This window comes from Parvibaculum sp., assembly GCF_039973015.1.
In the GTDB taxonomy this organism is placed as follows: domain Bacteria; phylum Pseudomonadota; class Alphaproteobacteria; order Parvibaculales; family Parvibaculaceae; genus Parvibaculum.
Genome location: NZ_JBDWLT010000003.1, coordinates 64,329 through 88,570, shown reverse-complemented (window position 1 = coordinate 88,570; position 24,242 = coordinate 64,329). Strand labels below are relative to the sequence as shown.

21 protein-coding genes are annotated in these 24,242 nt (G+C 58.1%); 7 read left to right on the top strand and 14 right to left on the bottom strand.

Annotated features, from left to right (window positions below):
- The first annotated feature begins 3 nt into the window (after positions 1-3).
- A complete protein-coding gene (locus ABJO61_RS02285; RefSeq protein ID WP_348331003.1) occupies positions 4-1,032 on the top strand; it encodes a glutathione S-transferase N-terminal domain-containing protein in 1,029 nt (342 codons plus the stop codon).
- Positions 1,033-1,046: 14 nt separating this feature from the next.
- Here ABJO61_RS02285 and ABJO61_RS02280 read toward each other — a convergent pair whose 3' ends face one another.
- The 7 genes from ABJO61_RS02280 to ABJO61_RS02250 all read right to left on the bottom strand — a co-directional run bounded on the left by ABJO61_RS02280 (position 1,047) and on the right by ABJO61_RS02250 (position 9,150).
- Complete coding sequence (locus tag ABJO61_RS02280; RefSeq protein ID WP_348323131.1) at positions 1,047-1,640, bottom strand: TetR/AcrR family transcriptional regulator; 594 nt, start codon at positions 1,638-1,640, stop codon at positions 1,047-1,049.
- A 95-nt stretch (positions 1,641-1,735) separates the two neighbouring features.
- Complete coding sequence (locus ABJO61_RS02275; RefSeq protein WP_348323132.1) at positions 1,736-3,337, bottom strand: MBL fold metallo-hydrolase; 1,602 nt, start codon at positions 3,335-3,337, stop codon at positions 1,736-1,738.
- A 5-nt stretch (positions 3,338-3,342) separates the two neighbouring features.
- The gene (locus ABJO61_RS02270) at positions 3,343-4,239 is read right to left on the bottom strand and encodes a ribose-phosphate diphosphokinase (RefSeq protein ID WP_348323133.1); all 897 of its coding nucleotides are present in this window, start codon (positions 4,237-4,239) and stop codon (positions 3,343-3,345) included.
- The gene (locus tag ABJO61_RS02265) at positions 4,236-5,753 is read right to left on the bottom strand and encodes a thymidine phosphorylase family protein (RefSeq protein WP_348323134.1); all 1,518 of its coding nucleotides are present in this window, start codon (positions 5,751-5,753) and stop codon (positions 4,236-4,238) included. The genes ABJO61_RS02270 and ABJO61_RS02265 overlap by 4 nt, the downstream gene beginning before the upstream one ends.
- A gap of 12 nt (positions 5,754-5,765) precedes the next feature.
- Complete coding sequence (locus tag ABJO61_RS02260) at positions 5,766-7,637, bottom strand: amidohydrolase (protein ID WP_348323135.1); 1,872 nt, start codon at positions 7,635-7,637, stop codon at positions 5,766-5,768.
- Positions 7,638-7,649: 12 nt separating this feature from the next.
- A complete protein-coding gene (locus tag ABJO61_RS02255) occupies positions 7,650-8,456 on the bottom strand; it encodes an enoyl-CoA hydratase/isomerase family protein (protein WP_348323136.1) in 807 nt (268 codons plus the stop codon).
- A gap of 151 nt (positions 8,457-8,607) precedes the next feature.
- A complete protein-coding gene (locus ABJO61_RS02250; RefSeq protein ID WP_348332192.1) occupies positions 8,608-9,150 on the bottom strand; it encodes a hypothetical protein in 543 nt (180 codons plus the stop codon).
- Between the two features lie 129 nt (positions 9,151-9,279).
- Here ABJO61_RS02250 and ABJO61_RS02245 point away from each other — a divergent pair, with 129 nt between their 5' ends.
- From ABJO61_RS02245 to ABJO61_RS02230, 4 genes are all read left to right on the top strand, one after another.
- On the top strand, positions 9,280-9,432 hold the full coding sequence (locus ABJO61_RS02245; protein ID WP_348332189.1) for a hypothetical protein: 153 nt from the start codon (positions 9,280-9,282) through the stop codon (positions 9,430-9,432).
- Positions 9,433-9,597: 165 nt separating this feature from the next.
- The gene (locus tag ABJO61_RS02240) at positions 9,598-10,149 is read left to right on the top strand and encodes a hypothetical protein (RefSeq protein ID WP_348323138.1); all 552 of its coding nucleotides are present in this window, start codon (positions 9,598-9,600) and stop codon (positions 10,147-10,149) included.
- Positions 10,146-11,387, top strand: a complete 1,242-nt coding sequence (locus ABJO61_RS02235) for a Glu/Leu/Phe/Val dehydrogenase dimerization domain-containing protein (protein WP_348323139.1) — start codon at positions 10,146-10,148, stop codon at positions 11,385-11,387. Before ABJO61_RS02240 ends, ABJO61_RS02235 begins: the two co-directional genes overlap by 4 nt.
- A gap of 123 nt (positions 11,388-11,510) precedes the next feature.
- Complete coding sequence (locus ABJO61_RS02230; protein WP_348323140.1) at positions 11,511-12,317, top strand: undecaprenyl-diphosphate phosphatase; 807 nt, start codon at positions 11,511-11,513, stop codon at positions 12,315-12,317.
- Between the two features lie 26 nt (positions 12,318-12,343).
- Here the strand turns inward: ABJO61_RS02230 and ABJO61_RS02225 are convergent, their stop codons facing one another.
- Entirely contained in the window at positions 12,344-13,606 is a 1,263-nt protein-coding gene (locus ABJO61_RS02225; RefSeq protein ID WP_348323141.1) for a fatty acid desaturase, read from the bottom strand.
- Between the two features lie 245 nt (positions 13,607-13,851).
- Here ABJO61_RS02225 and ABJO61_RS02220 point away from each other — a divergent pair, with 245 nt between their 5' ends.
- On the top strand, positions 13,852-15,288 hold the full coding sequence (locus ABJO61_RS02220; protein WP_348323142.1) for a HAMP domain-containing sensor histidine kinase: 1,437 nt from the start codon (positions 13,852-13,854) through the stop codon (positions 15,286-15,288).
- Between the two features lie 10 nt (positions 15,289-15,298).
- Here ABJO61_RS02220 and ABJO61_RS02215 read toward each other — a convergent pair whose 3' ends face one another.
- Complete coding sequence (locus tag ABJO61_RS02215; protein ID WP_348323143.1) at positions 15,299-16,753, bottom strand: hypothetical protein; 1,455 nt, start codon at positions 16,751-16,753, stop codon at positions 15,299-15,301.
- Between the two features lie 322 nt (positions 16,754-17,075).
- On the opposite strand from ABJO61_RS02215, the gene ABJO61_RS02210 reads away from it, so the two are divergent.
- Positions 17,076-17,864, top strand: a complete 789-nt coding sequence (locus tag ABJO61_RS02210) for a 2OG-Fe(II) oxygenase (RefSeq protein WP_348323144.1) — start codon at positions 17,076-17,078, stop codon at positions 17,862-17,864.
- Between the two features lie 45 nt (positions 17,865-17,909).
- Here ABJO61_RS02210 and ABJO61_RS02205 read toward each other — a convergent pair whose 3' ends face one another.
- The 5 genes from ABJO61_RS02205 to ABJO61_RS02185 all read right to left on the bottom strand — a co-directional run bounded on the left by ABJO61_RS02205 (position 17,910) and on the right by ABJO61_RS02185 (position 23,917).
- A complete protein-coding gene (locus ABJO61_RS02205) occupies positions 17,910-18,713 on the bottom strand; it encodes a class I SAM-dependent methyltransferase (protein ID WP_348323145.1) in 804 nt (267 codons plus the stop codon).
- Between the two features lie 58 nt (positions 18,714-18,771).
- Complete coding sequence (locus ABJO61_RS02200) at positions 18,772-19,752, bottom strand: glycosyltransferase (protein WP_348323146.1); 981 nt, start codon at positions 19,750-19,752, stop codon at positions 18,772-18,774.
- Positions 19,749-20,651, bottom strand: coding sequence for a glycosyltransferase family A protein (locus ABJO61_RS02195; protein ID WP_348323147.1), 903 nt, complete (start codon positions 20,649-20,651; stop codon positions 19,749-19,751). The genes ABJO61_RS02200 and ABJO61_RS02195 overlap by 4 nt, the downstream gene beginning before the upstream one ends.
- A 48-nt stretch (positions 20,652-20,699) precedes the next feature.
- Positions 20,700-21,425 carry a sulfotransferase gene (locus ABJO61_RS02190; RefSeq protein WP_348323148.1) on the bottom strand — a complete coding sequence of 242 codons (726 nt, stop codon included), beginning with the start codon at positions 21,423-21,425 and terminating at the stop codon, positions 20,700-20,702.
- A 188-nt stretch (positions 21,426-21,613) separates the two neighbouring features.
- Positions 21,614-23,917 (bottom strand): MMPL family transporter, encoded by a 2,304-nt coding sequence (locus ABJO61_RS02185; RefSeq protein ID WP_348323149.1) that lies wholly within the window; start codon positions 23,915-23,917, stop codon positions 21,614-21,616.
- Positions 23,918-24,242: the final 325 nt, after the last annotated feature.

Sequence of the window (24,242 nt, the reverse complement as noted above, 5' to 3'; positions counted from 1 at the left end):
AAATTGACGCTCGAAACACCCCTGCTGCTCAGCGGCGCACCCGGCTCGCCCTATACGCGCAAGATGCTCGCCGTGCTGCGCTACCGGCACATTCCCTATCGCTTCCTGTTGTCGGGACACGTGCCCAAGGAGTTGCCGGCGCCGAAAGTGGCGTTGCTGCCGACCTTCTATCTGAAGGAGAAGGGCGGCACGTATCAGGCGGCTGTCGACTCGACACCGCTGATCCGCCGCTTCGAAGCGGCGTTCTCCGGGCGAGCCGTGGTGCCGAGCGATCCCGTGATCGAATTTCTCGACTACCTGCTTGAGGATTATGCAGACGAATGGCTGACCAAGGCGATGTTTCACTATCGCTGGTATTACCGTCCTGACATCGATCGAGCGGCCGCCATTCTGCCACGCTGGCGCGGCATTTCGGCACCCGAAGACGACATGCAGAAAATGGGCAAGGTCTTCGCGGACAGGCAGATCTCGCGGCTCTATGTGGTCGGCTCCAACGACACGACCGCGCCTGTCATCGAAGCCAGCTATCTGCGCTATCTCGAAGCGATGAAGAAGATTCTCGAAACGCAGCCTTTCCTGATGGGCCAACGGCCGGGCGGCAGCGACTTCGGCGCCTATGGCCAGCTGACGCAGCTTACGCATTTCGATCCAACGCCGATGGATGAAACGCTGAAGCATGCGCCGCGCGTCTTTGCCTGGGTCGACCTGATGGAAGACCTTTCAGGCCTGACACCCACCGAAACAGACTGGATGAAGCGAGACGCCGTTCCTGACGCCATACGCGCGTTGCTTGCGGAAGTGGGCCGCGTCTATGTGCCTGCCCTTCTCGCCAACGCGAAGGCACTGATGGAGGGAGCAGAACAGGTCAAGACGGAGATCGACGGCAAGCCGTGGGTGCAGCAGCCCTTCCCCTATCAGGGAAAATGTCTCCAGTGGCTGCGCGAAAAACATGCTGCGCTGAGCGAGGCGGACCGGAAGGCGGTGAACAATATCATCGCGGATACGGGCTGCGAAAAGCTGTTTGAGAACTGAGCCTCGCGGCCGCGCTAGCGCTTTACGCCAATCAAGGGCGCGGCCGTCGCCTCGATCACCCGCCTTGCCTGCGCGATGGAGAGGCGCTGATCGGAGCGCAGACGGCGCCAGAAGTCAAAGCTGAGAACCGCATCGAGCGCATCCACGGCCACACGGTCCTTGCGGATTGCGGCGGGCAGGGCCGAGCGCATGATCTCACGCAGACCTTCATTCATCATGCGGCGTTCTTGCATCAGATATGGCGAACGGTGGGAGTGCATGTCTGCGGCGATACGGAACGGCATGATGCGCTCAAAAAGCTTTGTGCGCCGCTCGATCATTTCGGCAAGAATTTCCTCGGCTGTACCGGACGGCGGCGGCAGCTCCAGCATCGGCGCCACATCGGCGACCATAAGGTCTCCGATCTCCCGATAGAGGCTCTCCATATCGTCAAAGTGACGAAAAACACTACGCAAACCAACATTTGCGCGTGCGGCAACTTCTTCCGCACGCGGCGAAAGAGTGCCTTCGCGGATCAGATCTCGCATTGCCTCGACGATGCGACGGCGGCTGGCGGCGCTGCGGAGACGGCGGCCATCCTGTTTCGGTTCGGAAGGGACTACGGTCATAAGGCGAGTCTCTTGGGAGAATTTCCTGTTGGCTCATCATCCCAAAGCAGAGGTCCAAAAGCTACCCGGTAATCCTCACGGCACTAGAACGAGATTCAGGACTGCTCATTCTCCAGCGCGCGCCTGATCCGCCGCAAGACGACGCGGCGGGCCTTGTCATCAGCCGCCTTCTCAAGTTCCTCCTCAAGATCGAGCCAAAGCCTTGAAAGGTCATTGTGCCAATCCAGATGCCCCACGACTTCGGGCTGAAGGCGCCGCGGGGCCGGACGCTCGCGTGCGGAGGGAGATTCGGCGAGCAGATCGAAAACGGCATCGAGCTCAGGCGCAAAGATTCGGTCACCGTCGAGGCCCCTTTTTGCCAGCCGCTCATGCAGAGCTGCGAGGCCTTCTTCCTCACCATGCACGAGAATGATGCCTCGCGATACGGGCCCGCGATCTTCCACCCAGCGCTCGAGAGCCGTACCGTCTGCGTGACCGGAAAAAATGTCGAGCGTTCGGATCCGCGCTCGCACCTTGACCTCATCACCCTGAATACGCACGGCACGGGCACCGTTCTGCAGGATGCGGCCGAGCGAACCTTCTGCCTGATAACCGACTATAAGGACGGTGGCGTTGGCGCGCCAAAGATGATTTTTCAAATGATGCCGGATACGGCCTGCATCGCACATACCGCTGGCGGCGACAATGATGTGGCTGCCATCGATGCGTTCGATCATTCGGCTTTCTTGGGCTGACTCGGTTGTGCGAAGAAGAGGCGATCGCATGGCATGGCGGAAAGCTTCTCCATCTTCGAGTTCGTCCGCATGGTCCATGAAGACTTCGGTGGCGCGGATCGCAAGCGGCGAGTCTAGAAAGATCGGTGCTTGAGGAATGCGCCGCTCCCTGACAAGTGCCAGAAGATCGGAAAGAAGCTCCTGCGTGCGCTCAACCGCAAAAGAGGGAATGATCAGAACACCATTGCCCTTCAGAGCGTCGTTGGCTTCCGCTGCCAGAAGGTCACGACGGGAAGCAAGCGTCATCGGCGGACGTTCACGCGCACCGTAGGTGGATTCGCAGATCAAGTAATCGAGCCCTTGCGGGGATTCCGGAACGGGGTGGAAGCTCGTCACCTCAGGGCCGATGTCACCCGAAAAGAGCAGCCGCATCAAACGCGGGGACTCGAGACCCGTTGTCAGTTCAATTTCAATGGAAGCAGAACCGAGAATATGTCCCGCATTCCAGAAACGGGCGCGCACACCTTCGGCAGGCTCTATCCATTCGTCATAGGTCACCGGACTGAAAGTCCTGAGCGCGGTCTCCGCATCCTCCACGGTATAGATCGGCGTTACCTCGGGACGGCCGCGGCGGACATTTCGCCTGTTGAGCTGGGAAACCTCCATTTCCTGAATGTGTCCGGAATCCGGCAGCATGCAGCTCAGCAGGTCAATCGTGCCATGCGTTGCGTAGACGGGGCCGGAGAAACCGTGCTTCACGAGTTTCGGGATCAACCCCGAGTGATCGATATGGGCGTGAGTGAGGAGAACGAAATCGATCTCGTCCGGCTTGAAGGGGAAGTCTCCGTAGTTCAGGGCCTTGAGTGTCTTTGAGCCCTGAAACATGCCGCAGTCGATCAGAAAACGCGTCCGCCCCGACTGAAGCAGATAGCATGACCCGGTCACCGTATGAGCAGCGCCATGGATACTCAGGGAAATGGACATTCAATTTACTCGTTCAGTTCGCGGCGGAGGACTTCAGCGAGAATACCCGCAAGAGAGATAGTATTTGTCTGATGCGGAACAGAGGTAGTCGACCATATCGCGCTCGCACCGGCGAAGAGAATTTTCTCTTCTACCGCCTTGCCGAAGAGAGCATGTGTGACCGCAACATGGATCGTCGCTGCGCCACGCTCCTTCATCGCGGAAACGGCAGACAGGATGGTCCCGCCGCTGGATACGATATCGTCGACAACAAGCACCGGATTTCCGGCGACGTCAGGATCATCTGGAAATTCGATCTCGACATCCTGGTCCCCTCGCCGGATCTTGCGCCCGACCGCATGCCTCGCGCCGAGTTCGTCAGCCAACTGAGCAACCCACTGGACAGACTCTTCGTCCGGGCCCAGCACGATCGTCTGCTTTCCATGTCCCTTTTCTGCTGCGAAATGTGCAATGGCTTTGGCTGCAAGCAGATTATCGGCTTCAATTCCCGGAAAGACCTCGCCTATTGAAGAGACCCTGTGAAGATGGGCGTCCACCGTCACTACGCGGTCGAAGCAAGCGGACAGAAGCCGGGAAACCGCCTGCTGGCTAACAGCTTCACCGGCGTGAAAGGCCTTGTCCTGACGCATGTAACAAAGATAAGGCGCAACGAGTACGAGACGGCGGGCACCGCCCCGACGAAAGGCGTCTGCCGCCAGCATGAGCGCGATGAGCTTTTCGTTCGGCCGGTCCAGTGGACAGTAGACGATGGCTGTGTCTGGAACAGAAGGCACACGAACAAGGCTCTCGCCATCCGGGAACGTATGGACATCGATCTGCCTGACATCGAGGCCGAGCGCGGACCCCAGTTCCGCTGCTCCGGCAGCTCCATGTGCGAAAGTATACAAGGCCACAGACGTCATTCGAGAACCTTGGCAGGCACACCGGCGCTGGTGAGCGCGAACCCGTTCGATTGTTCGGCTTCTTCGACCGCAAAGTTGAAATGGGACTCGCCCGCGGAATATATCCGGTAAAGCGGCTCGCCGGCCTCCACCGTGTCTCCTATGCGCTTCAGCACATCGATCCCTGCGCCTCGATCCAGCGGCGCTCCGGCCAGCCGGGCGAGCTGCGATATTCTCAGACAATCGACCGAGGCAACGACGCCGTCGGCATGGGCGAGTATGTCGGCCTTGAGTGGCCCCGGCGCGGAGGCTTCAGGTGCTCTCCCCTGTGCATCGATAATCTTCTGCATGCAGGTCATGGCGGCGCCAGTCTCCAGCAAATGGCGCGCACGCTCATATCCCGTACCGCCCCTGACCAGGGGGTCACACTCAATGACGCGGGCAGCAAGCTGCAAGGACTTCTCCCGCAGATCGGCGGGCGCCAGCGCATCGTTTGCAAGAACCGCCATCACGTCGCGCGCCTCGAGTACGGGACCGATACCGCGTCCGATCGGCTGGACCCCGTCCGTGACCATGATTTCCACGTGGAGGTTCATGCGATCCGCCACGAATTCGAAGAGCTTGCGCAGCCGCATTGCCTCCGTCGCGTCGCGCACCTTGGCCGTCGGGCCGAGAGGCAGGTCAATAACCAGGTGTGTCGATCCTGCCGATTTTTTCTTCGACATGATGGACGCGACCATCTGTTCGCGCGTGTCCAGATTGAGCGGCCGCTCAACACCGATCAGAATGTCGTCGGCTGGGGAAAGATTCACATGACCGCCCCAGATGAGGCAGCCATTGCACTCACCGACGACTTCTTTCATTTCGTCGATTGTAAGGTCCACGCGAGCGAGAACTTCCATCGTATCGGCCGTTCCGGCGGGTGACGTGATCGCGCGAGAAGAAGTCTTGGGCATGGTGAAGCCATGCGCAGCAACAATCGGCACTACGATCATCGAGGTCCGATTGCCGGGTATGCCGCCGATGCAATGCTTGTCTACGACAATCGGGGCATCCCATTTGAGCGAGGTCCCGGCGGCGGCCATGGCGAAAGTCAGATGAAGAAGCTCGTCCGTCGAGAGAAACCCGGCACAGGCGACAAGGAAGGCTGCAATTTCCATATCGGAATAGCGATAACCGGCAATGTCCTGGATGATCGTCTCGATCTGGTGCCTGCTCAACGTCTCACCAGCGATCTTCGTCCGTACGTAATCCAGACTTTGAGGGCTGCGGGCAGGCGAGATGAATACAGTGTCCCCTTCCGCAAGCCCCATGCGACGAAAAGCCGGTTCCGTAAGGCCGATCTCTTCCGGGCCGACCATCGAGAGGTCATGGCAAATGTCCAGACTGGCGATGATCGAGCGGCCATCATGCTGAACTTCCAGGCGCTTGAATGCCTGAAACGCCTCCGGGCGAAGGGCCTCGCAGCTGGAGGCGAGAACCGCAACATTTTCCCGCAACGTGTCGAGCGGAATTCGCCTTATTCTCAGCCGCATTTCCCTGGCCCCTCACGCACGGTAAATCGTCTCGCCGCGCTTGATCGTTTCCACAACCGTGAGGTTGAGCAGCGCATCGGTGGCAATGGTTTCGGGATCTTCCTTCAGGATCACGAAGTCGGCGAACTTCCCTTCCTCGATCGATCCCTTCAAATCGTCCTCAAAGTGCTGGTAGGCAGCATCGATTGTTATGCCGCGCAACGCCTCATGCGCAGTTATACGCTGCTCCCCTCCTAGCACCTTGCCGCTACGTGTCTTTCGATTTGTCGCCGCCCAGAGCAACATACGGCAATCGGAGGGAACAACCGGCGAGTCGTTGTGTAGCGTATAGCGCATGCCTCTATCGATCGTCGAGCGCACGGGACTGATGCGCGCGCCGCGCTCCGGTCCAAGAACGGAATCGCGGTGCCAGTCACCCCAATAGAAAGTGTGGCTGACGAAATAGGACGGCATGACGCCGAGCTTCGCCATGAGGTCCAGCTGATCTTCGCGAAGCGTCTGCGCGTGAATAACAGTGGAGCGACGGTCGGCAGGCCCATATTTTTCCGTCGCCTTGCCGATGGCGCCGATGAACTGATCTGCGGCAGCATCCCCGTTGCAATGGGCATAAACCTGCCATCCATTTCCGAAGGCGTCGTCCACCAGTTTTGCCGCCGTATCGTCATCCACGATGCGGTAGCCACTGTAGTCCGGCGCAAAACCGGGCGGCACGACTTCATAAGGCTTCGTCAGCCAAGCCGTTTTCGCTTGCGGCGAACCATCGAGCATCAGCTTCACGCCACCGAATTTCAGCCCGTTATAATCGCGCCGCATTTCAATATCGCCATTCGCGAGATCATCCATATGCGTGAAAAAAGGATAGGCGACAATGTCGAGGCGAAGCCGGTCGCGAGATGCAGCAAGCGTCAGCAAATCATAATCGGGACGGCGTGTTGCCCCATCCTGCGCCGTCGTGATCCCCCATGCGGCATACTGATCTTGCACCTTGTCGAGCAGAACGAGGAGCTCATCCGCCGATGGCTGCGGCAGACGCGGAAGGGCGAGCGAAATCGCGCCTTCTTCCAGAATGCCGTTCGGCTCCTTCGTGCCCGGCCACCGGCGAATGACGCCGCCTTGCGGATCGGGCGTGTCCGCGCCGATACCGAGCAGAGAAAGTGCATTGGAATTCACGACCACAACATGCAGCGAGGCATGATAGACGAGGATTGGCTGCTCCGTCGAAACCTCATCGAGGTCAGCGCATGTGAGAGCACGTTTTTCCTCAAGCAACGAGTCATCGTAGCTGGCGCCGAGAAGCCACCCGCCTCGTCCCCCGCCCGTCTCATCGCGATAGAGGACGAGTTCGCGCTGAATGTCCGCAATGCAGCCAATGGGGCCGGCCGGCCGGGGCGCCAGATTGCGAAACCCCATGAGGAGAGCGGTGATAGAAATGTGACCGTGACAGTCGATAAAGCCGGGCAACATGGTCCGACCCTCCAGATCGACGATACGGGCATCGCCACCTGCTCTTGCCGCCACCTCCGCTTCCGTTCCGACAGCGACAATATGGCCGCCTCGCACCGCCACCGCTTCCGCGAGAGGCGTCTCTTCGTTCATGGTGCGGATGGTTCCGCCACGGTAGACCGTGACGCCCGCCGCCGCAGCGCGGTCACGCCGCGTTTCGCCTGCCGCAATCACCGGGGCCGTGAATGCGAGAGCCGAGAGCCCGGCAGCATCGCCCTTCTTTCCGCCCAGAACAGACAGCGCGGCAGCCGTGAGCGCAGCACCTGCTCCAAAAAAGCCGCGACGGCTCAAACCCGGGTCGCGAGGACGCCGGTTACCCCAGAGATAAGGTGAGCAGCAGGGGCATCCCGTGCCATGATCTTCAGGCGTGTTGTGTGTCATGCGCCCTACTCCTCAGCGGCCTGTGAATTTCGGTGTGCGTTTTTCGAGAAAAGCTGCCACGGCTTCGCGTTGATCTTCGCTGGTGGAAACGAGAGCGAACTGATCCGCATCCATGAATGTCGAAACCGAATTGAGTGCGGTGGCGGCTTGCGTGATACCGCGCTTTGCCATGCGAACGGCGACAGGCGGGAGCGCCGCAACCTTTTCTGCCCACAGCCTGGCGGCGGCATGCGCCTCGCCATCCTCGCAAATCTCGTCGGCAAGTCCCCAAGCCTCGGCTTTCCCGGCGCTGACGCGCTCGCCGAAGATCGTGAGCTGCTTGGCGCGAGACGGCCCTATCAGGTTCACGAGCCGGGGCTGCGTATGCCAGCTCATATTCATGCCGAGCGGAATTTCGGGCAGGCGAAAATGGGCGCTGCGGCCCGCTATGCGAAAATCGCAAGCAACAGCCAGGGCAACACCACCGCCAATGCAGAAGCGTTCAATGGCGGCAACGGTCACCTGGTCCAAGGCTTCCCATGCATCGCACATTTCGGGGCCGACGCGAAGCATCTCTCGTCTTTCGAGAAGCGAAGCCTCCGCGCGTTTCGCAATTTCGGGATCGGCAAGGTCGGCGCCGCCAGAGAAGGCCTGCCCGCCGGTGAGAACGATCGCACTGGTCGAAACATCGTCGCGAAGCGAGCGGGCGGCCGCCGTGAGATCGCGCATGAGCTGGACGGATAGAGGATTGATCCTGTCTCCCCGGTCGAAGCGCAGCGTCGCGATGCGCCCTTCCCGCTCGATGCTGATGAATTCGCCGATATTTTCCGAACCAGACATTTCCCCCGCCTTTCCTGTGGCCGCGGCATCTGCGCGCCGCTTTCAGGCGATGATGGCCTTTGAAGGGCGGCCTGCCTAGGGGTTTCATGGCCAGACATGACAGAGCGGGCGACGCGAAGACCGCATCGCCCGTCTCCGGCAGGGCGCCAAGCTAGCTGACGATCTGCCAGCTTCCGTCCGGCTGGCGGCAAGCCGTGCCATATGCCTGTTCAGCACGACCGCCGATGGTCACGACCGTTTGGTACTCGCGGCAATACCGGCCCTGTTCGGGTTCGTAAGTACGCAGCGGCGTCACCTCATAACCATAGCCGCCATCGTCCCAGTAGACAGGCTGGTTCGACGGTACATATTCGAGGATGTCGCTTACGCAGGCGCGATTGCTATCGTCAATCGCCTGCCCGAGCAGGCCCCCGACGAGTGCGCCGACCAACGCACCGCCGACAACGGGGCCTGCCCCACGATCCTGATGCACGCCGATAACACCGCCCAACACGGCGCCGATCACCGCCCCTACCTTGTCGCTGTTGCACGCGGATGTGCGATAGCCATAGCCGGAGCTGCCATAGCTATAGACTGAATCGTAACCGGCATAGGGGCCCGAATAGTAGTAGTCGTCGTAGTAGTAGCCTGCGGCCGGCTGCACATAGACGGGCTGCGGAATCGTCACGATATGCGTCACATTGCGGTAGACCACAACGGGGCCGCGGCGATGCGGATAGTGGCCTTTGCCATGGTAACCGTACCAGGGGCGGTCGTTGTAGACCGGGCGATAAGGGCGCTTGTAATTTCCGTCGCGATAATTCCGTGGCGGAGCGCGGTACTGGTGCTCACGACGACTATCTCGATACTGCGTCCTGCTACGATTGCGTTCGAGTTGCTGCTGGCGGATGAGCGCCTGTTGCTGGGCCTGCCGCTGCGATTGCTGGCGTATATCCCGTTCGCGCCGTTCCGCGGCGTCGCGGCGCTGGCGAGCTGAATTTGCCTGCTGCCAGCTCTGCCGCTCCGTTACCTCCCGGCGCCTGTCCCGCTCGCGCTGCTCCACCTGCTGACGACGGACCTGCTCGTTATAGACCTGCTGACGGCTCTCGCGCTGACCAGCCGTTTGCTGCTGGCGCTGACGTAAATCGAGTTTCGGGCGGCGTTGATCCGCCTGCTGCTGACGCTGGCGTCCCTGTTGCGCCCGCTGTTGCTGCTGACGACGCTGATTTTCCTGCACAGCCTGCTGCTGGCTTTGCCGTGCGCGCTGTTGCGCCTGCTGGGCATTCTGTCCAGGCCGGCGCTCAATCTGCCGGGACGGGCCGTTTTGCGCCTGACCGCGCTGCGGTCGATTGCTTTCCGGGCGCTGCTGGCGCTGACGCGTATCGGCTCCACGAGCATCTCTCTGTTGCTGAAACTGAAACGCATCGCGCCCCTGAGCAACACCAGCCGCAGGGAAAAGCCCGAGGCAGAGCATCAGCACACCGGAAATAGATGCAATTTGTCCGTATCGCCGCATGATATTCCGGCGCCTCCCTCATATCGCAGACTGGCCGCCCCTGACCCGATACAAGTTTTTCATTCCCGACCTGAACGGCGCATGAACCACTTGTTAATCTGCGGCACAAGGCGCGGCGGTATGCCGGTTGAATTCAGTCGCGGTTTCCCCTCAAATCCGGCGCTTCGACGCCATGCATTTTCACTGGAGGCGGAATGACCGAAAAAAGCTCGATGCAATCAGACTATGAGTCCTTTCTGCACGCCGCCTGCGACCGCCTTGGCTACAGCAAATCCACCCTGTCGCTGCTTTCGCTCGCAGCCCTTGAAATCAAGGTCGAAATACCGATCATTCGCGACAATGGAGAGCTGGCCGTTTTCAGCGGCTATCGTGTGCAGCACCAAAATGTGCGCGGGCCGTGCAAGGGCGGTCTGCGGTATCATCCGGAAGTCGATATCGACGAAGTGCGCGGACTCGCCTCGCTCATGACGATGAAAACCGCGCTGGCGGATATTCCGCTCGGCGGCGGCAAGGGCGGCATTCGCTGCAATCCCCGCGAACTTTCCAGGCGCGAACTCGAAGTGCTGACCCGCAAATTCGTGAAGCGCATTCACCGCGAGATCGGGCCGAATAGCGACATCATGGCGCCGGATGTCGGCACCAATGCGCAAGTCATGGGGTGGATCCACAGCGAATATTCCGCGATCTACGGACATTCGCCCGCTGCCGTCACGGGCAAACCGCTGGCACTGGGAGGTTCAGCAGGCCGCGACAAGGCAACGGGTTATGGCATCGGTATCGTCGTGAAGGCCTATGCCGAGCGTTATGGCACCCCCCTCGAAGGGGCCACTGTTGCGTTACAGGGCTTTGGCAATGTCGGCTTTCACGCGGCAAAGGCTCTTTGCGATCTGGGCATGAAGGTTGTCGCCGTCTCGGACGCGCGCAGCGCCGTCTATCACGAGGACGGCGTCGATATCGCGGCGCTCGCCAAACAGAAAAGCGAACGGGGATTGCTTGCCGATGTCGATGGCTACAAGGCGCTCGATCCCGGGACGGAACTCGAAGTGGAGTGCGACTACCTGGTCCCCGCGGCACTTGGCGGCGTGATCACGAAGGAGAATGCGCCGAGGATCAAGGCCAAGGTCGTCGTAGAGGGAGCAAATGGCCCCGTGACCAGCGAAGCGGACGTGCTCCTGCATGACAGAGACATTCCAGTCATCCCCGATATTCTTGCCAATTCCGGCGGCGTTATCGTCAGCTATTTCGAATGGGCCCAGAATCTTCAGCGCGAAGTCTGGCCGCTCAAGCGGGTCGATGGCGAACTGGAACGCATTCTGACCAATGCCGCCCGTCAGGTCTTCGACCACGCAGCGCAAACTACGCTTGATCTGCGTTCGGCAGCCTTCGACATCGCTGTCCGCCGGGTGAAGGAGGCACTGGACGCCTCGGGTATCTGATAAATAGAGTCCGAAACGGCTTTTTCACTGTCTGACATGGAGCCGCCATAAGGTTCGTGTAAGGCTCGCCATGCTAGGCTCATAGCGAATCATCCCTCTCCAGCGCAGGATTCTCGGCCTGACATGATCGAGCACAGTTTTCTGCAGGCCCTCATCCTTGGCATTGTCGAGGGCGTATCCGAATTTCTGCCGATTTCGTCGACTGGTCATCTCATCGTGGTTGGCCAACTGATCGGCTTTTCAAGCATGCCGGGCAAGGTCTTCGAGGTGGTGATCCAGCTCGGCGCCATTCTGGCTATCTGCGTTCTGTACTGGCGCCGGCTTCTGCATGTGGTTCTGGATGCACGCCGTGACCCGGCGGCGCGAACTTTCATCGGCGCCATTCTCGTCGCGATGATCCCTGCCGGACTCCTGGGGGTGCTCTTTCACGACTTCATCATCAATGTTCTTTTTTCGCCCTATGTGGTTTGCACAACGCTGATCCTTGGCGGGATTGCAATCATTGTCATCGAACGGATGCATCTGGAAGCACGCATCACCTCCATCGAGACGCTGCCGATGAAGACAGCGCTGAAAATTGGCCTGTTTCAGTGTATGGCGCTTGTGCCGGGCGTCTCGCGTTCGGGCGCCACGATCCTTGGGGCGTTGCTTGTCGGGGTTGAGCGTAAAACGGCGGCGGAGTTTTCCTTCTTCCTCGCCATCCCGGTGATGCTCGGGGCTTCCGCCATCAATCTCATAGAGACCTGGGATCTGATCCAGCCCTCTCACGCCTACCTCATCGCCACCGGCTTCATTGCCGCGTTTCTTTCCGCGCTCGTCGTCGTGCAGTGGCTGCTCAACTTCGTGAGCAATCACGGCTACACGATCTTCGGCTGGTACCGGATCGTATTCGGCTGTTTGCTTCTCGTATTCTTCCTGACCTGGGGCTGAGACGCCGCCTCTTTATCCCCGCCAGCCTACTCCGCCGGCGGTTCGCCGCCAGATGCCCGGCGGCGTGCACTTGCCGCATCGCGACGAGGCGTACGAACGGCTCCCGGCACACGCCTCGGCGCAGCACGAGGGCCAGTGGATGGCTGCAGGGGCACGGAAGGCCTGAACGAAGCAGGCACTTCGCGGCCATGCGTGTCGAGGCTTATCGCTTCCGCCGTCGGATTTCCGTTGAAATCTGTCCACTGCTTACGTTCATAGTCGAAGAGTTTGCATTTGCTATAGACGTTCCGGTATTCGCGAAAGCCGAGCCGGTATCGCACCACGTCGTCGCCATAAGCCTCGATCAGTTTTGCCTGGGCTTCGGTGAGCTTGTAGCCCGGCACCGAGGGCAACGCGTGATGCGCATGGTGCAGCATTACCCATTTGAAGAGTGGCAGGAAACTGAACGGCAGGTCCACATGCGCGGTGCCGCGAATATTACCGCCATAGAAGCTCCACTCGTCCCGGTCCTTGAACCAGGGCACCTTTGGATGATTGTGCTGCAGGTAGATCGAGGCCGCCATGAGGTAGTTCCACACAGCGAATGGGATGAACCAGCCAAGCAGCATGGTGAGCCAGAGAGGACGATCAGGCGAAAGCGAGCTTCCCAGAAGCCCGATAAAGGCAACGAGACCGCCGCCCACCAGAATGACGAAGAGTGAATCCGGCAGATGCCTCTTCCATTCCGGACGCATCTGCCTTGTCACGGGGACGATAAGCTTGGGAATCCAGAATTCGATCCAGTAATAGATGAGCGGCCCGGCGGCACTGCGATAGACCCGCTCCAGCAAACGGCGTGGCAAGGAGGCCGCGTCGTATTCCTCTTTCGACATCGGCGCCCAGACGTAATCGAAGCCTTTGAGGTTCGTATAACGATGGTGGGTGCGGTTGTGCACCACGTCCCACTGGCTGCGCGAATGCAGGCAAGGCAGGAAGACCAGCCGGGTAATCCAGCGATTCATGGTCCGGCCCGGCACGAAGGCAGAGTGACCGCTGTCATGGCCGATCAGGAAAAGAAGCCCGATCAGCGCGCCATTGGCGATCCCGAAAGCAATATTGACAGCGACCGGCAGCGGCGCCACGGCGCCAGCCATGGTCGCAAAATAAAGGAAGTAGTGGATACCAAGCAGCCAGAGCCCGCGACCGAGCGACTTTTCCGTCACGTCCGCCCGCTCATCGGCTGTCAGCCAATCCGAAGGGCGGCCAAGCTTCGCGCCCTGCGGCTTCTCCGACTTTGGTACTACCGCCATGCTCATACGACTACCACGCCATTCGGGCTCAACTGTCCCAATTCGAGAAGGATCCTAGGTTAATCGATACTTAATTGTGAAGTGCAAGTTTTCCCTTGCAAGCACACAGCCAGCCCCCTTAAGGCGATCTTAGGGAAACCTGTGCCAAAACTGGCGGTGAGATTGCGTTTTTGGCCTTCAGCCAGAGCTGCGACAAATCGCGGCGGGCAGGGGCAAGTTTGGTAACTGGGCCCGGGACCGACGCTTTGACCCCTGACGAAAGTTCAATTCCGGCGGTGGATCGAACGGATTATTCGAGGCACTGGCTTACGCTGAGGTTCCGCGATCCAAAGGTCGAGGATGCCTTTGCACAAAAGAACTACGCCCAGCAGATCGGCATCACCCGGCTGTCCGTGGCCGGTGGTGCTGTCGTTTTCGCGATGTTCGGACTGCTCGATGCCTACATTATTCCCGATGTGCTCTTTGAGGCCTGGGCGTTGCGCTTCGGCCTCGTCTGCCCCGCCCTGTTCGGGCTCGTCGCACTTTCATACACACCGCTTGTCACACACCGGAACACGGGATGGCTGTCCTTTGTGATGCTCATTCCCGGCCTTTCGGTCACGGTAATGACAGCGATCGCGGACGCACCGGGCGCTTATCTCTACTATGGCGGCCTTGTGGTCGTTATCGGCTACAGCAACTGCCTCTGGCGGCTGAGTTACATCTACTCGACCATCGTATCGGCAATCACAATCCTGGCTTACGAATGGGTCGTCCTGTTCGTCAATCCTGTGCCGCAGGATATCCTGATCAGCAATACGACATTTCTCGCCTCCACAGTCGGTATCAGCATGTTCCTGAACTACGTCCAGGAAATGCAGCTCCGCAACAGCTTTGTGGATAACGAGAAACTGCGTTCTGAGCAGCGGCGTTCCGAACGGTTGCTCAGCCGGTCGGAAGCGGCGAACCGCGCCAAGAACGACTTCCTCGCGATCATGAGCCACGAACTCCGCACACCGCTCAATGCGATTATCGGCTTTTCCGAAATCATCTCGAACCAGATGTTTGGCCCGGTCGGCCAGCCTAAATACGTGGACTACGCCACCGATATCCGCGCGAGCGGCGCACATCTGTTGAGTATCATCAACGATATTCTCGACATCTCGAAGGCAGAAGCCGGAAAACTGCAGCTCGAAGAAGAACCGATCGATCCGGTGGAGGCATTGAACTCCACGATGCGCATGTTCCGTCAGCGTGCCTCGGAACTCGGCGTCGATCTGACTTTCCGCGTCCGCGACGATATTCCCTGGCTCATTGCGGACCCGAGACTCTTCAATCAAGTCGCGATCAACCTCACCTCGAACGCACTCAAATTTACACCCGAGAACGGCAATGTGTGGGTCGAGCTAAGCTTCGATGCGGCGGGTGACATGGTGCTTAGCGTGAAGGATACAGGTATCGGCATAAAGCCGTCCGACACCAAGCGTATCTTCGAGCCCTTCGTTCAGGTCGAGGATGCCATGTCCCGGACCCATCAGGGCACCGGTCTCGGCCTGCCGCTGGTGCGCAAGATCATGAGCCTGCACGGCGGCACCGTCGACCTCAAGAGCATCGTCGGCGAAGGCACGACCGTGAGCGCGACGTTCCCGAAAAGCCGGTTCGTCGCGCCCCAGGCCGATGAGCTGCAATGGCAGGCAAGCTGACGTCAGACCGTCAGACGGGCTTGTCTACCACCATCAGGTAGATGCACTTCGTCGAATCCACCTCGATCGTGACATTGGCGACATCAAGCCCTTCGATCAGCGCCAGCATGTCTTCTTCCGTGCGATAGATCAGGCTCCAGTCAGTAACGAATTCGAGAGGCCACTCGCAGCTTTCCCTGCCCTTTCTGACGTTGGCGAGGATAAGCTTGCCGCCCGGTTTCACCTGCTCATAGAGATCCCGGGTGAGCGCACGGGCGCGCCGTGCGGAGAGATAATCGTAGAGCCCGAGGCTGTAGATCGCGTCCTGCGGCGGCAGCGCCCGGAAGAGTGCCCCCGCCTTGAGCAACTGCGCAAACGAGGCCTGCAGGCACTGGACCTTCGCTCTTCCGGCATGGCGCACCACTTCCGGATAGGCGTGTTCATAGGCATGGGTAAGTGCCCGATCATCCTGATCGATCAGGGTGAAGTTTACGGGGCGCGGCAGCGTACCAATCTTAAGATAGTCGTAGACTTCATAAGCGGAACCACAACCGAGATTGGCGATGTTCAGCGGCGTATCGCCGGGCTTATCGGCGACATAATCGGCGACAATCTTCTGCGTCATGCGAAGACGCGTACCGACGCAAGCTCCGGTTTCGATACCGATGCGATGCAAAAGCTTTTCGTATGGCGTATTTCCGACGCGCTGCCACTCATAGACATAGTTCATGATCTGGAAGTCGCCGGGATAGCCCAACGGCTTCTCAAAGCAGCGCTTCATTACGGCGCCCGGCATGAAATCCGGCGTCAGTACACGCTCGGCATAGCGCTTGTGCCGTGCAAGAACGGCCGGATCGTGCCAGACGGGCTCAAGCACATCATTGCCCCGATACCAAAGCTCCTGCCATTGCGGCACTATGCGGTCTTCACAAGCGATCAGGGCCTCCATAAGCAGTTTGTCGCGATCTCCGCCCTTTGCCGTCAACCGCGCCTCATAGCTTTCGAGTACGTCTTTATAGGAACGGAAGAGATTGATGATCTCGCTGCAAAGTTGCTGAAATTCCGGCAGGATACCCTCCGCGGTAGCGAAGAGCGGGTCGGCAAGGGCTTGCGAAAGCACAAGGTTGTCGTGCTCGCTGACAATGCCGGGAATGTCGAGATAGCCGGAGGTAAACTCCAGACCAATCACTGTCCTGACGCCCTGTGGCTCTACCCGGCGAATACGCCCCGCGCCTCCAAACAACCGGGCAGCGCCCACCCGGAATTCAAAGGGCATTTCCGACCCCATGAGATCGTCCCAGCCCTCGGATCGCGAACTCTGAATCGCGATGCCCGTCATGCTGAGATTTTTCAGCTGTGCACGCTCGTTCTCGATCAGGACCGCGGGAACGGCCTCCCGGAAAAGCTCTTCAGGCCGAAATCGTTCGGCCCGGTAAAACATCCGGCGGCCTTCGGCCCCCGTCAGTTGTTCATAAGTACGTATCACTGGCCCCACCTGTCTCAAAAGCAGACAACAATAAGGAATCACAGGCTTCTCGCTGTTGCAATTGCTAACAAAAGCTTAAAGCGAGAGTTGCGGCTATTCCACAATGACCGTTTTAGGCAACTGTCATGCCAGACCTCGCGATGAAAGCCTCACAACGCCAACACTTCCTTTTTTTGATGGAAAACGGCGCTTTCCGCCATGCAGAGCGCTCGTGCTTCCCGAGTTGGGGCATTGCCCGGTCAGGACTCGCGTAGCACAATGACGCTATACAAAAATTCCGTGTAAAAGCGGAAGAATGTCACTTTTGAGGGGGATAGCGGACATGGCGGAAGCGTCATTCGTGAAGTTGCCGCAGCAAGACGATGACAAGGCTTCTGACCTGCTCATCGATTATGCAGCTCTACAAGACAGTGCCAACGGTTTGGCCCGTCAGTACCGGGCGAATGATCCTTTCCCCCACATCGTGATCGACGATTTTTTGCCCCGGCAGACCCTCGACCACCTGCTCGAAGAATATCCATATGACCAGAACCTTCCGGTCTGGAATGACGCCACTCATCGGCACAAGGAAACCGGTGAATTCATTCAGAAAGACAAACGCAACATCCGCGACCTTCTCCAGATGCCGCCCAGCTATCGGCAGCTCATCTGGGAATTCAATTCCAACTACTTTCTGGAGTTTCTCAGCAAACTGAGCGGGATCAAGAATCTGCTGCCGGACCCCAATCTGCGCGGGGCGGGTATCCATCAGATCGGCAGAGGCGGCTTTCTGAAAGTTCATGCTGACTTCACACTTCAGCGCGACTTCGGATTATCCCGCCGGATTAATATGCTGCTCTACCTCAACCGGGACTGGCCGGAGGAATATGGCGGCCACCTCGAATTGTGGGACAAGGAGATAAAAGGCCCCCCCAAGCGCGTCCTCCCGATCGCCAACCGCTGCGTGATCTTTTCGACAACGGCCAACTCGTTTCACGGGCACCCAAAGCCGCTAAGCTGCCCCGAGGATGTCTACCGAAAGTCCATCGCGCTATATTTCTACACGAATGGACGCCCGGGCGACGAAACGCCGCCCGTCATATCAACAGATTGGCGTGACACGCCGTACTGACGGCACCCGACGGAAAAATGGAAATGCCCCTGCTGAGAAGGAGCGCTATTTTTTCACCTTGGGCTGAGCTGGCTTCTTCTCTTTTTCCTTTAACCTGGCTTTTTCCTCCTCAAGCTTCCGCAAGCGCTTCACCTTGTGAGTGTTCTCCATGTGCTTGCTGGCATGAACATAGAAAGCTCGAAGAGAGGCCGAAGCTTCAGGGGCCGGCTGTGCAGGAAAGAGCAGGTTGACCAATTCGGGATCATTATCGCGGTTACCGCCGGGTTTACGGAGTACACCGAGCCCAAAGCCATGATTGAAGGTGAAGGTTTCGTGTTTACCCGTTAGTTCCTCCCAGAACTTCCATGCCCCGAAATCCTGCAGCCTCGCCTGCACATCGTGAAACAACATGATGCCGCCTGGCTTTACCTTCGGATACCAGTTTGCGAAATCCTCGCTGACGGCCTCGTAAGTGTGGAAACCATCGATGTGAAGAAGATCCACGCTGTCATCGCCGAAGTGCCGAAGCGCATCGTTGAAGAACATACGCATGAGGTATGAAAACCCGTGATAATTATGCCGGTTGTGATCATTCACCATCGTGAACACCGACTCGTCATATTTATCCGTATGCGCATCGCCCTCGAAAGTGTCGACCGCATAGCACAGGCCGTCCACGTCATTTTCCTTCATCGCCTGGCAAAAGGTGAAGTAGGAGAGCCCTTTATGCGTACCCAGTTCAACGAGCAGTTTTGGACGCAACGCCGTCACAAGATCATAGCCAAAAGGCAGGTGATCGATCCAGGTGCTGAAAACCCGATGTAGAGGTTCAAAGTGCCGGATGGAGGGCGGCATATAAACGGTAGTCATAACTTCTTTCTCCCGACGCAGTTGCGCCTGCAAATGCGAATCTCAAAAACACAAAAGCTCAAACCGCAACTTTCTTTCGTTTCTTCCGGTCGTCGTCATAAGGGTCCCGCCCCTCGGCATCCAGACGCCCGAATCTGCGGATCCCCCGCTCAACGGAAAACTTGAGATATCGAAGAGCCGGCCCCCGGAACTTCCCAAGAAGGGTGAACTCCACTGTCGGCGACCTGAACGGGTGCCCCAGCAATTCGGACAGCTGGTTGTTGATTTTCTCCAGCAGGTCTTCCCTGTCTGCCTTGCTTGAGGTCGTGACGCCACCGTGAATCTGATGAAACGACCCCTCACCGGCGAGAAGAAAAACCTCAGTGTCCTGATGTGTTGCCAGCTTGTAATAGATGTAGAGGTTCAGTGCGCCGCCGCCCGGCATGTCAAATCGTTCATCCGCGCCGCCAATCTCAGTGAATATTTCCTTCGAGACAAACAGGCAGTTGCACTCAAGAAAGGGGTGGAAGAAACCATTCCGGTTTGCCCCGCAATTGCAGGAAATGTCAAAAAGACGATAGCCATTATTGCGCCAGTCTACGCCATCGAGAAGCTCCTTTTCGACCTCCTCGTTATATCCATGCTCCAGATTGAATTGCTGTTCGTTCTCCCCCAAGTGATAACCCGGCACGAGAACGAGGGCATCGTCAGTCATCCGAAATGACATAAGCGCGTGACGAATAACGCCCGGCGTAACCATGCGTGCGCCATCAATCAGCAGACCGATGAATTTTCCCTTTGCCTTTTCCACCCCAAAGTTAATTGCGGCGGCGGGCGAAACTCCCTTTTCGTCCCGCAGAAAATAGTGGAAATTACCGGGAAGACGATCAATCTCGGCGGCATTCATGTTTCTCGCCGACCGGTTTTCGACGACAATGACCTCGTAGTCATCCGCATCCACGCCCTGTTGATAGCTGGGAGCAAAGCTCAACAGCGTGTTCAACGCCTGCCGGGGCATGTCATAGGCAATCACGATGACAGAAAGAAGCGGCTTCTTCATTTCTGATCGTCCTTCCGCGTTTTCTGCGCCTTGTCGAGCGACTGGCGAAGAAACCGGTAAACCGGCGGACGAGCATATCCAAAGAGGATCGGCTTTGCCTTCGGTGCGGAGCGGTCTTCACCGCGAATAGCAATGTCCTGTTCGGTCAATTGCCGGTAGACCTTGTTGCGCTCCTCGCTTCGCGTGCCCGTGGTCACGCCACCATGGAATTGATGAAACGACCCTTCTCCGAACAGCAAATAGTAAGGAACGCCGGGAGGATCGAGCAAACGCTTGTACAAGTCGAGGTTTGCATTGCCGCCACCAAAATCATTGTAGCGGCTATCCATGCCCCCCACCTCATTCCACTTACGAACTGACAAGGCTATGAAATTGCTCTCGGCAGTTGGCCGAAAGAAACCCGACTGACAAGAGCCGCTGAACACTGCTATCTCGAACAGGCGGTATCCGTTCTCCGGCCAGCGAATGCTTTTGAGCATCTTCGCTTCCTCACGCTCGTCGTAACCTTCGTTGACGGCGACCTGTTGAAGCTTTCTACCGATATGATAACCGGGTGTCGAAACGATCCCCTCTGGGCACATGCGAAACACCTGAAGTGTTTGCCCCACAACGCCCGGGGACACCATCCGCGCCCCATCGATCATGACCGCAACATGCGTTCCTCGTGCTTTGGATACGCCGAAGTTCACCGCATGCACAGGTGTGCGCTCGGTTTCCTCGCGTAAGAAATAGCGGACATTTCCGGCATATTTCTTCGCTCGGTCCGCACCAAAAATCTTGTCCGATCTGTTTTCGACGACGATGACTTCGTAGTCCTTCTCCTCAACCTCGTGCTGATATGCAGGGCTGAGGGAAAGTAGCGTCTTGTCGGCTTGATCCGGCATCTTGTAGACGATCATGATGATCGAGAGATATGGCTTCCGGCGAAATATGCTGACCATGGGCGATTACCGGGCCACTTCGCGCAACGCGCGGTACAAGGCTTTAAGTTCCTGCGGAATCGAACTTTTTCTCGCCTTGTGATGCTTTAGTTCGGCACTGAAGAAGCGCTCATCCGGCGGTGCCTTAAGCCCCAACTCGGCGCATACTTCATCCAGCTTTTCGTGGAGAACCTGTTCGTCTTCGTCGAAGCAAAGGAGCGGAAACTTCCTTTGGTTGTGAAGATCGAGCAACCTGGAATTATATGACCTCCATAAGCCCAGAGCCTGCTCCTCTGTTATGCGCCCCCTCTTGCGCAGCGACCGAGAGACGGCTTCAGGATGCCGGAAAATGCCCACGAATTGAAGATTGGGCAAGAGGGCAAGCCAACCTTCCACAAGCAACAAGCTTCTGGGATCCTTGAAGCCCCAACGCGCTTCGCTTTTATATTGCTCCATCCAACGATGTGCGCTGGCTACTTCTTCCTCCGTCCACGACAGAGGCCCCGGAGGCGGATTGTCCCAGGCAAAACCATTGCGCGCCAAAATCATATCGTGGAAGGCCACGATCTCCTGATTTTCGCGATTGCCTTTCTGGTTATGCCGGTTCCATTCGCTGTGCTCGCCCAGTTCCAGGCCGGCAAGCTGAAGCGATCCCGTGAGAAAGCTGGTGCCGCTACGATGCATACCAACAATCATCACCGGCGGAGTCAGATAGTTCGAGATTCCGCCTGAAGCGGTTCTGTCGATATTCACTGCTCTCCCCCAAAAATCGCAGTCTCACCGCCAGGATGTGAGATGGTAAATTGGTATTATTTCTTCTCCCGCGCAAGAGGCGGCGGTGCAAACGGCAAGACTGAACGACTATTCCGACCGGTCCGACCCCAGCATGGACAAACTGCGTCCTCGCGGCGGCGTTCTTTCCTTTCTCCCCTCCGCCTCAATCAACCTCCTGCCCCCGCCCGCCGGAGAGCTCGCGATCGTGCGTTCTCCATAATTCTCATCACAGGTGGCAGCATGAGCCAGTCGATGAAGAGGTTGGACATGATTACAAGCGCCGTCATGGCCCCCAGTGAGCGGTTCACCTCGAAGCCAGAAAAAACGAGCGTACCAAAACCGATAGTCAGTGAAACCGTGATTACAAGCATGGCCACGCCAACCGTGGCAAAGACGTGGTTGATGGCACCCTCCGGGTCCAGTCCGCGCGCCCTCGCCTGCTGATACATCAAAAGGAAGTAGATCGTGTCATCAACAACGAGGCCGATGGTCATGGCGGTAACGACGGACGCCGCCAAACCTATGTCCTGATAGAGAAGGCCCCACAAACCGAAACCAACCAGCGAAGGCAACATATTCAGCAAAATGCTGAGCGCGCCATAGACCGGGCTTCGTAGCGCCAGACCAACAACAACGGCAATGATGAGTACCGAGACAAGCGTTGCAAACATCATGGAGCGGATATTGATGCCCGACAGGTTAGCGAAGAGGACGTTAACGCCTGTCGCCCTCGCCTGCATTTCCGGTGGCACATTCTCCGCCAGCCACAAGGTCGCCCGTTCATCAAGATCACGGATCTGGCTTGATGACATTTTCCGCAAGATGGCCGTGACGCGGCTCGAAGAACGGCTGACATTTATCTGGTCATTCAGAGAGACGCCGTAAGGAAGTGAAAGCTCGTAAAGGAGAAAGTACTGCGCGATGGTCTCCCTGTCGGAAGGAAATTCGGTCTCCGCATTGCGCCCTGCATTCATTGCGTCGTGCACACGTCGCGTGATGTGGGAAATTGAAAGCACACTCACAACGCCGGGTTGCTCGCGAAGCCACGCATCGAAGGCTGCCAGCTTTTCCTGATAACCGGGCTCGAAAACACCGCCATCCCTGCCCGAACCAACATCGAACTCAACAATATTGAGTCCTGTCAGATGCTTCTCGGCAAAATCCGAATCCTGCCGATAGTCAAAACGCTCATCGAAGTAGCGTGCAAAATCATCGTCGAGGCGAATATTACCGAGCCATATGGCACATGAGACGACAATAATACTGCAAAGGAAAAAGAGCTGCCTGTAGTAGCGGTTCACGAAATGGCCAAGCAGCACCATGACCCGCTCCGAACGCTGTACGGCGGGCCGCAGCTCCATCAGCGAGAGAAGTGCCGGAAGCCAGGTGAAGGTGAAGATGTAGGCGAGGCAGATGCCGACAACCACGACATTGCCCTGCTGGCGAAGCGGCGGCGCATCGGCGAGGTTCATCGCCAGAAACCCAATCATCGTCGTCGCATTTGTGAGGGTCACAGGCCAAAGATTGATTGAGATCGCTTCCGCGATCGCCTCATGGCGCGTCAATCCTCTTCCAAGCGCGCCGAGCGCCGTCGTCACGATACGCACCGCTGCCGCCATGTTGACGGTCATGATGATGATGGGACAGGCGACCGTACCTGTATTGATCTCATAACCGTACCAGCCGGCGAGGCCCATGGCGGCAGCGCTGGAAAGACCGAGCAGCGAGAGTATCGCGACGCTTGGCAGGACGGCTCTCACGAAAACAAACATGACGATCGCCGTGATTGCCAGGCTGACAGGAATCAGCACCTTGACGTCACTCATCGCGGCTTCGGAAAAAGCCGCCATCAGCATCACGTTGCCTGTGAGCTTCACCTCGATGCCGGGGTGATCAGCCTCGAAAGACGCTGCGAGTGCGCGGGAAGCCGCGACAATCTCCTGCACCTCGACGGACGCTTCTTCCGGCAGATTGAAGTTCACGAGAACGCCGGCAGCGCTTGCATCCGAGGCAAGCAAGCGGTCGCGGATCAGAGGGTCAGCGAGCGCGATCCGCTCGATCTTCTCCGCTTCATCGGGGGTTACCTTTCCCGGCTCAGGCACGAGGTCGGCAACGGCAAAGCTGTCAGCACCAGCCGTGACGTGGGGAAAATTGGCGAGCGAATCCACGCGCGTCGAGTGTGGCAAACGCCACGCTTCGGAAACAAGATCGCCGAGCGCTGCCAATACGTCCGGCTCCGTTACTTTGCGGCCGTTCGCCCAGAGGACCATCAGCACGTCGTTATTCTGGCCGTATTTGGACTCGAAATCGCGCAGCTTTGCGAGATCGGCCCCTTCCGGGTTGAAAAAGACGCGTGTGTCGTAGGACAGCGAGAACTGAAAGACGCCCGCCACCGAGACCGCAAATATCGCCAGACAAAGAGCGATAGTCAGGCGCGGAAAACGCAAAACTGGATTTCTCAATTTCTGCATGGACTAGCGCCGCCTTCCCCCCAAAAACAACCCGGCGCACGCGTAAATTGCGGGATTCCGCCGCGAAAGAAAAGGGCCGATTTACCTAGTGTTAACCATAAGCCTTTGTCAGGAAACGATGATTTAACGGGCCTTATGCCATTAAGGATGACGGGTTTGTCCATCCTCCAGCCGGGACGGACGGACCGAATGGGGAAAGAACGGCCGCCGTTTCCAGCAGGACACGGGGCCACTTTGGGGATCAACGGACGATGAGCAATCCAGCGCTCGTCAATCTGGCAACGGTCGGTAGCGATGAGCTGCAGACGATGCCGATGTCTGTTTT